Annotated in this window: 15 protein-coding genes; 2 read left to right on the top strand and 13 right to left on the bottom strand. The window is 61.2% G+C overall.

The annotated features are described in order from the left end of the window. The first annotated feature begins 265 nt into the window (after positions 1–265). A complete protein-coding gene (locus HFX_RS04825; RefSeq protein ID WP_004572680.1) occupies positions 266–496 on the top strand; it encodes a DUF7543 family protein in 231 nt (76 codons plus the stop codon). A 192-nt stretch (positions 497–688) separates the two neighbouring features. On the opposite strand, the gene HFX_RS04820 is transcribed toward HFX_RS04825, so the two are convergent. Beyond that, positions 689–1,471, bottom strand: a complete 783-nt coding sequence (locus HFX_RS04820) for a CBS domain-containing protein (protein WP_004572681.1) — start codon at positions 1,469–1,471, stop codon at positions 689–691. A gap of 43 nt (positions 1,472–1,514) precedes the next feature. Continuing rightward, positions 1,515–2,972, bottom strand: coding sequence for a DHH family phosphoesterase (locus HFX_RS04815; protein ID WP_004572682.1), 1,458 nt, complete (start codon positions 2,970–2,972; stop codon positions 1,515–1,517). Positions 2,973–3,061: 89 nt separating this feature from the next. Here HFX_RS04815 and HFX_RS04810 point away from each other — a divergent pair, with 89 nt between their 5' ends. Further along, entirely contained in the window at positions 3,062–3,445 is a 384-nt protein-coding gene (locus HFX_RS04810) for a DUF7522 family protein (protein ID WP_004572683.1), read from the top strand. 43 nt (positions 3,446–3,488) lie between these two features. Here HFX_RS04810 and HFX_RS04805 read toward each other — a convergent pair whose 3' ends face one another. From HFX_RS04805 to HFX_RS04755, 11 genes are all read right to left on the bottom strand, one after another. Continuing rightward, positions 3,489–5,009 (bottom strand): NADH-quinone oxidoreductase subunit N, encoded by a 1,521-nt coding sequence (locus HFX_RS04805; RefSeq protein ID WP_004572684.1) that lies wholly within the window; start codon positions 5,007–5,009, stop codon positions 3,489–3,491. Beyond that, on the bottom strand, positions 5,009–6,538 hold the full coding sequence (locus HFX_RS04800) for a complex I subunit 4 family protein (protein ID WP_004572685.1): 1,530 nt from the start codon (positions 6,536–6,538) through the stop codon (positions 5,009–5,011). The genes HFX_RS04805 and HFX_RS04800 overlap by 1 nt, the downstream gene beginning before the upstream one ends. Further along, positions 6,535–8,571: an NADH-quinone oxidoreductase subunit L gene (gene nuoL, locus HFX_RS04795; protein ID WP_004572686.1), complete on the bottom strand. Its 2,037-nt coding sequence runs from the start codon at positions 8,569–8,571 to the stop codon at positions 6,535–6,537. The genes HFX_RS04800 and nuoL overlap by 4 nt, the downstream gene beginning before the upstream one ends. Before the next feature lie 4 nt (positions 8,572–8,575). After that, positions 8,576–8,878, bottom strand: coding sequence for an NADH-quinone oxidoreductase subunit NuoK (gene nuoK / locus HFX_RS04790; protein ID WP_004572687.1), 303 nt, complete (start codon positions 8,876–8,878; stop codon positions 8,576–8,578). Beyond that, positions 8,878–9,246: an NADH-quinone oxidoreductase subunit J family protein gene (locus HFX_RS04785; protein ID WP_004572688.1), complete on the bottom strand. Its 369-nt coding sequence runs from the start codon at positions 9,244–9,246 to the stop codon at positions 8,878–8,880. Before HFX_RS04785 ends, nuoK begins: the two co-directional genes overlap by 1 nt. Beyond that, a complete protein-coding gene (locus HFX_RS04780) occupies positions 9,243–9,503 on the bottom strand; it encodes an NADH-quinone oxidoreductase subunit J (protein ID WP_004572689.1) in 261 nt (86 codons plus the stop codon). Before HFX_RS04780 ends, HFX_RS04785 begins: the two co-directional genes overlap by 4 nt. A 105-nt stretch (positions 9,504–9,608) precedes the next feature. Next, complete coding sequence (locus HFX_RS04775) at positions 9,609–10,070, bottom strand: NuoI/complex I 23 kDa subunit family protein (RefSeq protein ID WP_004572690.1); 462 nt, start codon at positions 10,068–10,070, stop codon at positions 9,609–9,611. Beyond that, positions 10,067–11,116 carry a complex I subunit 1/NuoH family protein gene (locus HFX_RS04770; RefSeq protein ID WP_004572691.1) on the bottom strand — a complete coding sequence of 350 codons (1,050 nt, stop codon included), beginning with the start codon at positions 11,114–11,116 and terminating at the stop codon, positions 10,067–10,069. The genes HFX_RS04775 and HFX_RS04770 overlap by 4 nt, the downstream gene beginning before the upstream one ends. Beyond that, on the bottom strand, positions 11,116–12,789 hold the full coding sequence (locus HFX_RS04765; protein WP_004572692.1) for an NADH-quinone oxidoreductase subunit D: 1,674 nt from the start codon (positions 12,787–12,789) through the stop codon (positions 11,116–11,118). Before HFX_RS04765 ends, HFX_RS04770 begins: the two co-directional genes overlap by 1 nt. Next, positions 12,786–13,487, bottom strand: a complete 702-nt coding sequence (locus HFX_RS04760) for an NADH-quinone oxidoreductase subunit B (protein ID WP_004572693.1) — start codon at positions 13,485–13,487, stop codon at positions 12,786–12,788. Before HFX_RS04760 ends, HFX_RS04765 begins: the two co-directional genes overlap by 4 nt. Further along, positions 13,484–13,897 carry an NADH-quinone oxidoreductase subunit A gene (locus tag HFX_RS04755; RefSeq protein WP_004572694.1) on the bottom strand — a complete coding sequence of 138 codons (414 nt, stop codon included), beginning with the start codon at positions 13,895–13,897 and terminating at the stop codon, positions 13,484–13,486. Before HFX_RS04755 ends, HFX_RS04760 begins: the two co-directional genes overlap by 4 nt. Positions 13,898–13,912 lie beyond the last annotated feature (15 nt).

Here is a 13,912-nt window from a genome sequence, read left to right as displayed (position 1 = left end):
CGGTAAGCTACCGCTCTGTAACTAAGCAGTGAATAATTAATATCTTGACAAACATGTTGTGAGTATGGCCTTCGAATGGGTGTCATACTTCACGTGTGAGGAATGTGGGCTCGAACGGCCGTCACCGAAGATTCCGTACGACCGTCTTGGGTACGCAGTCTGTCCTTCCTGCGGGGCAGAGACGAGGCCAGCACCCTCGACGCTGGCTGAGGTCCCAACCCTTGCAGATGGGTAGACACTTCGGCTCGGAACGCCTTCGGCCGATATGAGCTGGACGGAAGTCCGCCGCGACGACCGCATCGTCGAGTGGGAACGAAGCGACGGCAACGCGACGATTCGGCTCCGTCGCGGCCCGAACACGTGGCACGTCAGATTCGACAGGCTCCACCAGTCCCCGGAAGGACGCGGCTACGAAGGCGAACAGTTCGACGACGAAGACGTAGCCCGCGACACCGTCGAAGCGTGGAAAAAGGAGTACGACGTGGGGCAGGAGTAGTTGTACGACGTGGGGTCGGGGTAGTTGTACGACGTGGGGTCGGGGTAGTTGTACGACGTGGGGTCGGGGTAGTTGTACGAGTGGAGTTGGGGTAGTTGTACGACGTGGAGTCGGGGTAGTTTATCGGCCACACTGGCCGACATGACCAGTCACACCGGATATCGAGATTGCCACTTCTCCGACCGCTAGATTTCACTGAAGTCGTCGAGTAGTCTCGACGAGCGGGTGTCGGGCGTAATCGACGATGTCGATGTCGGCGATAGAAGAGAGTCCTTCCTTTTCGGCGGTTCGTTGCATCCCGAGTTCGATGGGGTCGTCCACGACGATGACGTACGCTTCCATGTCTTCGACGCCAATGCGGTCGGCTGCGAGGACGCGGTGGTGACCGTCGGCGAGCAGTAACGTCCCTTTGTTGTCGATGACGACGAGTGGTTCGGCAAGCCCGCGTTCGAGTTCGTACTTCCGGCCTTCGAGTTCGTCGGCGTACACCCGCGCTTGCGTCGGAATGAGCGACGAAAGTGAGACGGTGCGGCGTTCTTGGTGGACCGTGATACCGTGAATCTGTTCGAGCGTTCGCATGAGTTTGCCCACTTTCTCCGGCGTCGCTCGCTCGATTTGACTTCGAATCACGTCCGTATTCGAGATGATGCCGACGAGGTTACCTGCATCGTCGACGACCGGTAGTTTCTGGATGCCAGACCGGAGGATGACTCGTGCGGCGTCGGTCACGTCCATCTGGGGGTGTGCGACGACGAGGTTCGTCGCCATTACCGTCTCGATGCTCTCGTCATCGTTCGAAAGGAGGATGTCGCGGGCAGTGACGAATCCTTCTGCCTTGCGCCCATCACAGACGGGGAATCCGTTGTGTCCGTCGCTCTCGGCGATACGGCGAGCCACGTCCGCGACCGTATCGCTCGGAGAGACGGTCTGGACCTCGCGCGTCATGTACTCCTTGACGGTCGCTTTGGTACTCATCTTCCCCGAGGTAGGGCGAGCGTGGGCAAAAACGTGTGGGAGCTTACTCGTCAAGTGAATACTCGAAGGTGACATCTATGTCGAGTTCCGGCGTTGGTGTTGTGTACTCTAACGTCTCGAACAACTGACCGGCGACGATATCCGTGACGATGGTCGCAAGCGACTCGCGTGAGTCGTCGCCGACATCGGCTAAGATACCGAGCGGTATCTGTGCACCTGCCATATCGGCGTGGCCGCCAGCGCTCCCGATAGTGCCGAGAGCCTCCCGGAACGTCTCTCCGAGGTCTACACGCGCGCCGCGGGCGCGTCCGGAGACGTACACCGTCCCGTCCATCAACCCGTAGACGACCGTGACCTCGACGCCTTCCATTCCGAGGAGGTAGTCGGCAGCCTGCGCAAGCGCGTCTCGTTCACGGATATCGCCAACGTTCGTGGTGAGAATATCCCCACGAACGTCGCGGTTCGAGATAGCTCGGGCGAGCGTCTCCATGGTCTCCGAAGTCATACTCGGCGTCTCGACGCGCTCTAACAGGTCGGAATCGACGTGCGGAACGAGATACGCCGCGGCCTCGAAGTCGGCGTTCGAAACCTCCCGTGTGAAGTCGTTCGTGTCCACACGAATCCCGAACAGGAGAGCGGTCGCGACTGTCGTTCCGGGGACGATACCGAGCTGTTCGAGGTACTCGGTGAGAAGTGTACTCGTCGAACCGACACCCCGCCTGAGGTCCACGTACGCCGCCTCGACGGGTGCTCGGGGAGGATGATGGTCAATGACGATGTCGATGTTTGTGTCGGTTGGAAGTCGGTCGTTGACGCCGGGGCGTGAGTGGTCGACAAGCGCATACCCAGCATACTCGTCGTCTTCGGGGACTTCGTCAAGGACACGCAGATCGAGGTCGAGGAGGTTCACGAGCGCCCGATTTTCCTGATGGGAGATGTCTCCGAAGTAACAGACATCTGATTCCACGTTCACTCGTTTGGCAATCGCCTGTAGCGCCAAGGCGGCAGCAATTGCATCCGGGTCCGGATTGTCGTGCATCACCACGGCGAGCGGGCCATCAATATTTCGAAGGACCTCCATCAGTCGAGTGAGTCGCTCGGTGTGTGACGTCCCGACGGCGTCGAGAATCCGGTCTGTGACGATTCGACGCGAGTCGATGATCTCGTCGGCGATGTGTTCGATATCTTCCCGGACCGACGGTTCGGGGTCGTCAGCGAGAGACACGATGAGTATCGCTTCGGGGAACCGCTCGTGGGCAGCGACCGCTGCATTGAGGTTTAACTCCGATGACTGTCCGCCGACAACGACGATGTCGGCGTCATCTGGATAGTGTGTCGGGTCCGCCGGGTTACCCGCCGTCGCAGTGATTCCATCTGCACGGAGGTCTTCGGCCCGACCTTCTCGGTCAGTGATAACGGTAACCGATCCGGGCCTCGCGGCGAGCGTTCCGACGAGGTCCCCCCCAACGGAGCCACACCCGAGGACCAGTCGACGTACCATACTCTCACCTCGGTCTCCGACCGCAAAACCCTACCGTCATCCTACCCGGCGATGATATTATGTCATGTCGACCCATGCCACAATATAGGATGGAACTCGAATCTCAGCTGCTTCCGGAGTCACGCGCCGAGTCGTTCGTCCGAGCCTGTCGAACCACCGCCGGCGACGACCTCCGAAGTGTGACCTACTTCACGCACGACCGTTGCGAACAGGTTTACCTCCGGTCTGACCTCGAAGCGGACGCTGATTTGGCTGGCTTCGTCGAACACGAGACCGACGGATTTCAGGCGCGAACCGCCTATCGAGGGTCCGAACTCGGTGACTACCAGTACACTATCCGAGCGTTCGAACACGGGTATTTGACGCGCGTCACAGTGGCCAATAAGGGAGTCTTCGTCACGACTGATGGACTGACCCTTCGCCGCTCGAAAGAACTCGCGTCAGCGCTCTCGGAGCTACTGGATTCGAAATAAGAAAAACGAAATCTGATTTTTTAACGACAGGCCGTCGGTGCGCTCAGAAGAGCGCCGCAGCGACGGTCTGTGCCGTCTCGATGACAGGCTGGAAACCGGGCAGGAGCAGGACCGTCCCGACCGCGGCGAAGATAATCGCCACGTACAGGCCGACCGGCTGACTGCCGATTTCGAGCGACTTCGACGGCTCTTCGATCCACATCGCCTTGACGACACGGCTGTAGTAGAACAGCGACAGCGCGCTGTTGACCGCGCCGACGGCAGCGAGCCACCAGAAGCCGGATTCGATGGCCGAGTAGAACAGGGCGTACTTCGAGACGAAGCCGCCGAACGGCGGCAGCCCTGCAAGCGAGAACATGAAGACGGTCATCGCCGTTGCGGCGATGGGTGCCTTCGATGCGATGCCGTTGTAGTCCGCGAACGTTCGGCCGATGCCCCACTTTTCGACCATGGCGATGAACAGGAACGCGCCCGTGTTCATGAAGCCGTAGACGAGCAGGTGAGCCATACTGGCACCGAGCACGTCACCGTTCGCAACACCACCGTCGACGGTGATTGCCGCGAGACCGATGAGTGCGTAGCCGGCGTGGCCGATAGAGGAGTACGCGAGCATCCGCTTGACGTTCTCTTGGGTCGCCGCGGCGAAGTTACCGAGCGTCATCGTGACGACCGCGAGCACCGCGAAGAGAAGCGACCAGTCGACGCTCCCACCACTGAGTGTGGTGACGGTTCCGAGGGGGAACGCGACGGTGAAGACGCGGAACGCGACGGCGAACCCGGCTGCCTTCGAGGCCGACGAGAGGAACGCGCTCACGGGGGCTGGTGCGCCCTCGTAGGCCTCCGGTGCCCAGAAGTGGAACGGAACGGAGGCGGTCTTGAAGGCGAATCCACCGGCAATCATCAGCACGCCCAGTCCGAGGACACCGACGAGGTCGGAGCCGACGGACAGGTTGGCTGCGATGTCCGGGAGCAGCAGCGAACCGGTGACGGCGAACACGAGGCTGATACCGAACGCGAACACCGCCGACGACAGCGCGCCGATGAGGAAGTACTTCAGACCGGCTTCGATGCTGCCGCGGTTCTTCTTGAGGAACGCGACGAGCGCGTACGACGGCAGCGACGCCAGTTCGAGACTGACGAAGACGGTCGCAAGCGAGTTCGACATCGCCATGAGCGTCATACCCGTGGTGGCGAACAGTACGAGCGAGTAGAACTCACCCTGGTAGCGCCGGCCAGCGAGGTAGTCGTACGAAGCGACAGAAACCATCGCGGCGACGCTCGTGAAGATGAGCGTGAAGAACAGGCTCATCCCGTCGACGACGAGCGCGTCACCGTACAGGGTGATTGCGCCGCCGGTAGACTCCATTCCAGTTCCCTGTGTGAGGAACCAACCGGCGATACCGCCAGCAGTGAGCGACCCGAGCGTCGCCGTCCCGGCGAGCACACCGTTACTCGACGTGTCCGGGTCGATGGTGTCGATGAGCAGCAAGACGAGACCCGTCACCGCAAGCACGATGGCGGGTGCCGTCGCCGTCCATTCGGGGACGGTTTGGAGGAGCGTCATTAGAACGCACCTCCCAGTTCGAGAATCGGATTAACTGCGTCCTGAATCATGGTGAAGAAGATGTCAGGGGAGACACCGAGCACGATGGTCAGGAGCAGAAGCACCGCGAGGGGCGCAACGTCGTGGAACGGCGCCTTGGTGATTTCGTAGTCGCCGTCGAACTTGAAGGGTCCGAACAGCGTCCGCTGCATCGCAAACAGCAGGTAGCCAGCGACGATGACGATACCGAACATCGCCGCACCGGTAAACAGCGGCATCGCCTCCATCACCGTGGACTCGAACGCGCCCTTGAAGATGAAGAACTCGGCCGCGAAGCCGGCCATGAGCGGAAGTCCCATGTAACCGAACGCGCCGGCGACGAAGATACCCGCCGTGACGGGCATCCGGTCAGCCATCCCGGACATATCCGTCACCATGCGCGTGTGCGTCGTGTTGTAGATGACACCGACGGCCATGAACATCAGACCGGAGATGAGGCCGTGGGCGACCATCTGGAAGGTCGCACCGCCGACACCGTAGGTGGTGTAGGCGATGAGACCGAGGATGACGTACCCCATCGACGAGACGGAGGAGTACGCGACGATGCGCTTGAGGTCCTGCTGTGCCAACGCGAGGAGTGCGCCGTAGATGACGCTCGCGACGGCGAGCAGGGCGATGGGCAGCGCGAAGCTTCGAGCCGTCTCCGGCAGCATCGTGAAGTTGAACCGGAGCAGCGCGTAGGTACCCATCTTCAGGAGGACGCCCGCCAGCATAACCGACACCGGCGTGGGCGCCTCAACGTGTGCGTCAGGCAGCCACGTGTGCAGCGGTGCGACCGGGACCTTCACCGCGAATCCGAAGAACATCGCGATGAACGCGACCGACGCGAGCGCGCCAGCCGAGAGTCCGGCGAAGCCGCCGAGTTGGCCCGCCTGCAACGCCTGTGCAATCTCGGGGAGACGGAGCGACGAGATGGAGTCGCCGAGACCGAACACCAGCGAGATGAACCCGATGAACATCACGAGCGACGCGATGTTCGTGTACACGAAGAACTTGATTGCCGCGTACTTGCGGCGCGGGCCACCCCAGACACCGATGAGGAAGTACATCGGGACGAGGACAGCCTCCCAGAAGATGAACCAGACGAAGAAGTCCAGCGCCGTGAAGACGCCGAGAAGGTTCGCTTCCATGAAGAGCATCAGGCCGAAGAACTGGGACTGACGCTCCGCGATGGGGGTCCATGCACTGACGATTGCGAGCGTGGAGAGGATGGTCGTCAGGACGATAAGCGGCATGCTGATGCCGTCGACGCCGACCATCCAGTGGAGGTCGTACTGGCCGAGTTGCAGCCAGACGACGTCTGTTTCGAACGCGGCCGTCCCGCCCAGAAGGGCGTTCCCGCTCGCGTCGTACTGTTGCCACATAAAGAGGCTCCCGACGACGGGAACCAGACTCAGCGCGAAGGCCGCCTTGCCGGCGTACCGGTCCGGCAGGACGAATGTGACCAGCGCGGCGAGGAACGTGACTGCGATGAGCGCTTCGATTATCATGCGAACCAACCTCCAATCAGACCGAGACCAAGGAGCAACGCCGTCAGCCCGAGCGTGAGGAGTGCGGCGTAGTTGCTCACTACACCGGTCTGGAGGCGCTTCACGCGGCCGCCAGCGAACAGGCTCACGCTAGAGATACCGTTGACGACGCCGTCGACGATACCTTGGTCGAACTTGTCGAGGACGCGCGAGATGGGCTGGACGACGCCGGTGGCGATCCAGACCTGGTACTCGTCCTGGTAGTAGTTGTTGTACAGCGTAGTCTTGATACCGCCGAGCTTGTCGGTGTGTTCGACAGGCTCGGGGACGTTGTACAGACGATAGGCGACCCCGGCACCAGCGAGTGCGAGGCCGAGCGAGAGTGCGCCCGGACCGAGCGAGCCGATACCAGCCGGGTGGATACCCGCGCCGACACCGCTTTCGAGTACTTCGAGGTAGTGGTGTGCGGTCAGCGAGCCGAAGCCATGGTCGAGCCAGTCGTGGAGGAACGCGAGGTGCATACCCGTCAGTTCCTCGACCGGCGCCATGTTCACGAGACCAGCGACGGCCGCGAGCGTCCCGAGGACGATGAGCGGGAGCTTGACGTTCCAGCGGACGCCGTGGGGGTCGCGTGCCGTCTCAGTGCGCGGCTTCCCGTGGAAGGTGAGAAACACCATCCGGAAGGTGTAGAAGCCGGTGAAGAACACGGCGAGAAGACCCATCGCGTACGCGGCGAGGAGGATGGTCCCGAGACCACCCTCGGTTCCGAGACCGTGGTTGAGTGCCTCATAGAGGACTTCGTCCTTCGACCAGAAGCCCGCGAACGGGACGATACCCGCGAGCGCGAGCGACCCGGAGAGGAACGTGTAGTAGGTCACGGGCATCTTGTCCTTCAGGCCGCCCATGTCCCACATGTCCTCGTTGTGGTGCATGGCGATGATGACCGAACCAGCACCAAGGAACAGGAGCGCCTTGAAAAAGGCGTGCGTCATGAGGTGGAACGTCGCCGCGACGTAACCACCGGCACCGAGCCCGAGCATCATGTAGCCGTACTGGCTGATGGTCGAGTACGCGAGCACCTGCTTGATTTCGCGCTTGACGAGACCCATCGTCGCCGCGAAGAGGGCCGTAAAGCCACCGATGAGGGCGATGATGGCGAGCGTCGTCGGGGTCAGCGCGTAGAAACCGTACATCCGGGCGACGAGGTAGACACCGGCCGCAACCATCGTTGCTGCGTGGATGAGTGCGGAGACCGGGGTCGGACCTTCCATCGCGTCCGGAAGCCACGTGTGCAGGGGGAACTGCGCGGACTTCCCGACGACGCCTCCGAGAACGAGGAGGCCGACGACGGTGAACCACGCCTGTTCACCCATGCCGAGGAACGTGTTGACCGCGTGTTCGCCGTGGAGCGCTTCTTCGGCGAGCACCGGGAAGGCTTCGGGACCGGCGAAGGCTGCGGAGCCGAACGTCGCGAAGACCGCGACGACGCCGATGAGGAAGAAGTAGTCACCGAAGCGGGTGACGAGGAACGCCTTCTTCGCTGCGCTCGGCGGGCCGTCCTGGCGGAACCAGAAGCCGATGAGCAGGTAGGAACAGAGACCCACCAGCTCGAAGAACATGAACGCCATGAGCAGGTTGTTCGAGACAACGAACCCGAGCATCGAGGCGCTGAACAGGCCGAGTGCGGCGTAGTACCGCGGGAGGCCCGTCTCGCCCTCGTCGTTCATGTAGCCGAGACTGAAGATGTGGACGAGGAACGCGATGAGCGTCACGATGACCAGCATCATCGCCGACAGCGGGTCGATGAGGAGGCCGAAGTCGAGCGTGACGGCGTCACCGACACCGGTCGCCCACGTGTAGATGTGTTGGTTGTAGGTCTGTCCACCACTGACGGAGAAGAACGTCGCCACGGCGAGGGCGAACGACCCTCCCGTTGCGCCGATACCCGCCAGGGCACCTCCCTTCGGCATGTACCGTCCCGCCCCGAGTGCGATCAGGAACGAGAGGAACGGAAGGAGGACGATGGCCGGAGCGAATTCGAGAATACCTGCCATAAATTTACCACCTCATCGTGGTCGCTTGCATCACGTCCACGTCGTCGAAGTTGCGGTACAGTGTGAGGATGATACCGATACCGACCGCGACTTCGGCGGCGGCGAGCGCCAGCACGAAGAGACCGAACGTCTGTCCCGTCACGTTCCCCCAGTAGTAGGAGAATGCGACGAGGTTGATGTTCGCGGCGTTCAGCATCAGTTCGACCGACATCAGGAACAACAGTGCGTTCCGACGGGTCAAGAGACCGAAGATACCGATGCAGAACACGGCGGCCGACAGCACGAGGTAGTACTGTGCGGGTACCATCAGTTGTCACCCTCCGTGTCGTCGAACAGCGTTCGCTTGAGTTCGCGACCACCATCGGTCAGGATGGTCCGCATCCGGCCGGATTCGTCCTCGCGACGTGCGAGGAGGACGGCACCGACGAGCGCTGCGACGAGAACGAGGTCGATGATTTCGAATGCGACCAGCATGCTCTCACCGTCGACGCTCCCGAACCCGAGGTTGAACATCGAATAGCCGATGCTCGCGGTTATGTTGGCTCCTTCCGCGAACCCCTGTGGGTTCGGGAACGACGCACCGAGGAACACGACTGCCATCACGACGAACAGCGCGGCGGCAGCGAGTCCGGGCACGAGGTGCGAACCGAGTTTCAGTTGCGGTTTCGTTGTCATGTACTACTCACCTCCGGATTGATACGCGTCAGCATCACGGCGAACGTGATGAGAATCAGCACCCCGCCGACGTAGACGAGGACTTGCATGGCGGCGACGAACTCCGCCTGCAACATCACGTAGTGCACCGCGACGCTCAAGAGCGCGCCCCCGAGCAGGAGTGCGGAATGCCAGATGTCCCGCACGAGGACGACGCCCAGGCTGCAACCCACGGTGATGAGGGCGAACAGCGCGAACGCGATGGTTTCATAAACCATTGTGTGTGTCTCCTTGAGATATCCCTTTGAACATTTCGAGAACGTCCTCAGCGCCCGGTACCGGACGCAGGCTGACGGTACTCGAACGATTCACTCGCGGTCATGTTATTGATAGTCGACCTCTCCTTCGCCCTCGCCAATCCACGCGTTGCGGTCGGGGTTGCGGGAGTTGAGCGGGTCGATATCCTTGTACCACGGGACGTTCTTGAGCTGTTCTTTGTTGTAGACGAAGTCGTTCTTCGTGTCCGCCGTGAACTCGAAGTTCTGCGTGAGTAGAATAGCGTCGACGGGGCAGACCTCCTCACACAGTCGGCAGTAGATACACTGGCCGATGTGCAGGTTGTACTGCTCGCCGTTGCGCTTGTCGTCCTGAACGATCTGAATCGTATCGTTCGGACAGACGTTCTCACACTGACGGCACCAGATACACCGCTCTTGGCTGAACTTGTGGACGCCACGGAAACGCGGACTCACTTCGGGCGCGGTCTCGGGGTACTCGACCGTAAACGTCTGCCCGTCGAGTGCGTGTTTCAGCGTCACTGCCATGCCTTTCAGGATTCCAATCATGCAATCACCCCCACGATAATGGCCGTGAGAACCAGGTTGGCGAAGGACAGTACGAGCATGCCCTTCCAACCGACTTCGAGGAACTGGTCGACGCGAAGGCGCGGAACTGCGGAACGCGCCCACTGGGTGAACAGGAAGAACGCCCAGATTTTGATGACGAACCAGACGAATCCGGGCAGGAACGGCCCTGCCGGACCACCGAGGAACAGCGTCGCCGCGATAGCGCCGCCGAGGAAAATGTGGATGAACTCACCGAGGTAGATGAGCACGAAGTACACCGAAGAGTACTCCGTCTGGTACCCGGCGACAATCTCGGTCGGTGCCTCGGGGATGTCGAACGGGTTACGCCCGATTTCTGCGAGGTTCGCCACGATGAACAGCGCGAACGCGAACGGGTTCACGAACGCGAACCACGTCGGAATCGTGATGCCGGCGACGGAGATGAGCGGCTCTGCCTGAACGGCGACTATTTCGCTCATCTGGAGCGAGCCGGTGAAAATCACGACGGACGCGGCCGTGATGACGAGCGGAATTTCGTAGGCGATGTTTGCTGCAACGGCGCGGAGTGCGCCGATGAGCGAGAATTTGTTGTTCGACGCGTAGCCCGTCATGACGAGACCGAGCGACGCGATGGACGCGACAGCGAAGGCGAACGCGAGACCGGTTTCGGGGTCTGCGAGTTGGATGCCGTTACCCATCGGGATAACAGCGAACCCGAGCAGCGCCGAAAACGGAATAATCATCGGGGCGAGGTCCCATGCGGGGCGGTCAACACCTTCGGGAACGATGAGTTCCTTCGACAGGAGACGCACGGCGTCCGGGATAATGACGAGCAGCCCGAACGGCCCGATGCGGTTGACTGCGATACGGTCACCGAACGCGGCGGTAATCTTCCGTTTCGCCCACGGACCGGCGATTGCCGTCATGATGAGCATGATGTTGGCGATAATGAACGCGCCAACGAGCCCACCGACGACGTCGCCAAGGACACCTTCGAGACCGAGGAGACCGCTGATAGTCTCCGAAAGGGTCGCTTGCATGTACATTAGCGGTCCACCTCACCGAGAACGATGTCGAGGCTGCCGAGCGAGGCAATCATGTCCGGGATGAACTCACCTTCGGACATTTCGGGGAGCGTCTGGAGGTTCGAGAAACACGGACTGCGAATCTTGAACCGGGCTGGCTTGTCGGTGCCGTCGGCACGCATGTAGATGCCGAGTTCGCCCTTTGCGCCTTCGACGGCGCGATAGATTTCGGTGTCCTCGTCCGGCTTGAGCGTGCGCGGAACGTTCGCCTGAATGTTCCGCTCGTCTTCGGGCCAGTCTTCGAGCAGGTCGACACACTGCTGGATGATCTTGGCCGACTCCTCGACCTCGCGCATCCGCACGAGCAAGCGCGAGAAGTTGTCACAGCCGTCTTCGACGATGACATCCCAGTCGAGTTCGTCGTAGTAGCCGTAGGAGTCGTCACGACGGAGGTCGTAGTCGATGCCGGAGCCACGAGCGACCGGTCCGGTCGCACCGTAGCTCTTTGCGACTTCCGGCGGCAGGATTCCCGTCCCGACCGTACGGGCCTGGAGAATCTCGTTCGAGGTAATCATGTCGTGGTACTCCTCGAGCGCCTCCGGAAGGCCGTCAAGGAAGTCACGAATCTTCTCGAAGAACTCCTCACGAGGCTCTGGGAGGTCCCAGACGACGCCACCGAGTCGGAAGTAGTTGAACATCATGCGCTGACCGGTGAGGTCTTCCAGAATGTTCTGGACGATCTCGCGGTCCCGCATGGCGTACATGAAGATGGCGGTGAAGTCGCCGTACACGTCCAGTGCGAACGTGCCGAGCGCAATCATGTGCGATGCGATACGGCACAGTTCGGCACCGAGCGTCCGGATAATCTGTGCGTACTCGGGGACCTCGATGTCCGCGAGGTCCTCGGCAGCGCGGGCGTAGGCCCACTCGTTCAGGAGTCCGGCCGAGATGTAGTCCCAGCGGTCGGGGTACGGCATAATCTGGTGCCGGTAGGTCCCTTGCTGGCACATCTGCTCCTCACAGCGGTGTAGGTAACCGATGTCGGGGTCGAGGTCGACGACCTGTTCACCGTCGACAACGGTCTTGACGTGAAGCACGCCGTGAGTCGCAGGGTGGTGGGGACCGATGTTGATGTACATCGTGTTCCCTTCTTCGGCACGATGGTCCTTTTCGAGCGGATTCGCGTGCTCACGGAGCGTCGCAATCTGCGGCCGTTCTTGGTCGTAGTCGAGACCCAGCGGGTGACCCTGCCACGTCTCGGGAAGGAGAATGCGGCGGTGATCCGGGTGACCCTCGTATTGGATGCCGACGAGGTCGTACGCCTCACGCTCGTGCCAGTCTGCCGTCCGGTAGACGGGCTCTGCCGTCTGGCTGACCGGGTTGTCCTTCGACGTCGGTACGACGACGCTGACCTCGTCGGTCCGGTCGTCGAACTTCGTCAGATGGTAGATGGACTCGTAGCGGTCTTCGTACTCCTGTGCGGTCACACACGAGAGGTGGTCGAATCCGGCTTCGTCGCGAAGCTTGAACAGCGCTTCCTGAACCTCGTCGGGGCGGATGACGAGGCCGGGCGCGTTCATGTGTTCTTCGCGGCCGATGACGAGGTCGCCGAGCAGTTCGGCGAGTTCGTCTCCGCGGCTGACGCCAGCTTCGAGTTCTGCGGCGTCCTCGGGTTGTGGTTCTTCGAGGCTCATGGTGAATCAGCCCAGTTGTACCGCATGACGAGGTCGTCTTCGTCGATCTGTGCGGCGAGTTTGTCGACGATTTCGTCGCGTTCGAGGTCGCCGAACTGCTCCAGTTCGTACGGCTTGACCGTGACGGGACTGGACTCGCCGTTTGCGATGCGCTCTTGGAGCTTCGCAATGCCGTAGATAAGCGCCTCCGGACGCGGCGGGCAACCGGGGACGTGGATGTCCACCGGAATGACCTCTTCTGCGCCCTTGATGACGTTGTAGCCCTCCTGGAACGGACCTCCCGAAATGGTGCACGACCCCATGCCAACGACGAACTTCGGTTCGGGCATCTGGTCGTACACGCGCTTCATACGCGGGGCGAACTTCGAGACAATCGTCCCGGGGACGATGATGACGTCCGCCTGTCGCGGCGAGGCACGCGGCACACCGGCCGCAAAGCGGTCCAGGTCGTGCTTAATCGCGTACGTGTGCATCATCTCGATACTGCAGCAAGCGATACCGAACTGCAGCATGAACATCGAAGACCCACGAACCCAGTTCATGAACTTGTCGAACTTCGTGAGGATGAACGGTGACGAGCCGAACGCCTCCCGAAGCTTCGAGTTGAACCGGTCGTCCGCACCCGCTATGCGGGCGTCGCGGGTCTCGGTCTGTACCTGTGTATCGTCAGTGACGAATGGTTTCTGTTCGCTACTCATGCTTGCCTCTCTGTCTTACGACGGTTCGCCTGCGGGCTTTTGACCCACTTGACGGCGCCGTTGCGCCACGCCCAGACGAGGCCGATGACGAGGACACCGATAAACAGCAGCATCGGCGTCAGAATCGTCGCCAGCGACGCGCCCTGTTCGAGGGCGGAGCGGTAAATGACCGTCCACGGGAAAATGAGGACAGTCTCGATGTCGAACACGACGAACAGCAACGCGACCATGTAGTACTGAATGTTAAACTGGACGCGTGCCGTGCCGGTCGGCACCTCACCACTCTCGTAGGTGGCACTCTTTCCTTGTTCCGGTACGCTTGGGCGCAGTAGCGCCGACACCATCATCATCGCTAACGGTATGCCGACACCGACAAGCCCCATCGCACCGATTGCAATCCAATCACTCATGCCGTAGTCTCCCTG

It is taken from the genome of Haloferax mediterranei ATCC 33500 (assembly GCF_000306765.2).
GTDB lineage: Archaea > Halobacteriota > Halobacteria > Halobacteriales > Haloferacaceae > Haloferax > Haloferax mediterranei.
Note: the sequence above shows the minus strand (reverse complement) of the source record. Positions and strands in the feature narration are given on the sequence as shown.